This is a genomic window from Micromonospora sp. KC721 (assembly GCF_004348355.1).
GTDB lineage: Bacteria > Actinomycetota > Actinomycetes > Mycobacteriales > Micromonosporaceae > Micromonospora.
The window spans coordinates 1-1,034 of sequence record NZ_SMJY01000399.1 but is presented as its reverse complement, the minus strand read 5'-3'; the positions used below and the strand labels follow the sequence as shown (position 1 = coordinate 1,034).

At 67.4% G+C, this 1,034-nt stretch carries 1 protein-coding gene; it reads right to left on the bottom strand.

Going from position 1 to position 1,034, the window contains the following annotated elements:
* Positions 1-53: 53 nt before the first annotated feature.
* Positions 54-716: a transposase family protein gene (locus tag E1182_RS30640; RefSeq protein ID WP_207921584.1), complete on the bottom strand. Its 663-nt coding sequence runs from the start codon at positions 714-716 to the stop codon at positions 54-56.
* Between the last annotated feature and the right edge of the window lie 318 nt (positions 717-1,034).

Sequence of the window (1,034 nt, the reverse complement as noted above, 5' to 3'; positions counted from 1 at the left end):
ACGATCTCGTGCGCAATTGGGTAGGGCCGTGAGCTGTGGTGGTGGGGCTTCGGCTACCAGGTGATCATGCGGTCGGACACCAGTCCGGCGACGGCGTCGATGGTCTTGGGCAACAGTTCACGGCGGCCGGTGAAGCGTTGAAGTTGTCGCCACCACTTCAGTTCGGCGATGGCGTGCTCGACGGGAATCCGTTGTGATGACTGCTGTTTGCGTTCGGCTTCCCACAGGGTCTGACGTGCCGGTGGTGCGCCGGGGCGTAGTTTCAGTGGCGGCGCTACGACCTGGCCGGGGTGGGTCTTGGCCAGACCTTGGTAGCCGGCGTCGACCAGCACCGTCACCTGCGGGTAGGCGTCCAGCAGGGCATCAATGCCCTCGACGCGGGCGGCGGTGGTGTCGTGCATCCGGCCTGGCCGGTGTCCACCGCACCACAGCGTCGCCCCGTACTCATCGGCCACGATGGTGGCCTTGATCGTGTTCTGCTTGACCTTGCCCGACACGAACGCCTTGCGCCCAGGCCGGCCGACGCGAGGGCGGCGGACCCGGATCTCCGTGGCATCCAACCGCAGCGTCACACCTTCGGCAGCGGCGTAGGCGAACACGTCGGCCAGAGTCCGCAGGCGGACTCCGCACGGGCGAGCGAATCCTCGACCGGCCAGCAACGGCCGGACCTGACCGATCGCCCGGGTCACGGTCGAGCGGTCCACCCCGAATGCCACCGCCAGGGCTTCGTGCGGCACACCAGACGCAGATGAGCCAGGGTGATCACCAGCCGGTCCGTGAACCGAAGCGTCAACCGCCGACCGGCGCCAGCAGCCCGCCGCCGGTGGCCGCCGCGACGGGCATGCAACCGGCCCTCTTGCCCAGCCAACCACGCCATCCGCAGCTCGTCCCGCAGGAGCTGCAGATGCCGGCGGGAGATTCCCGTGAACGAGGGATGGCTGAATGCACGACGAGCCCACCGGATCGACACCGAAAGATCATCACCTACGGTGGAACACCGTCAACGACCGTCCTATTGCGCACGAGATCGTTAG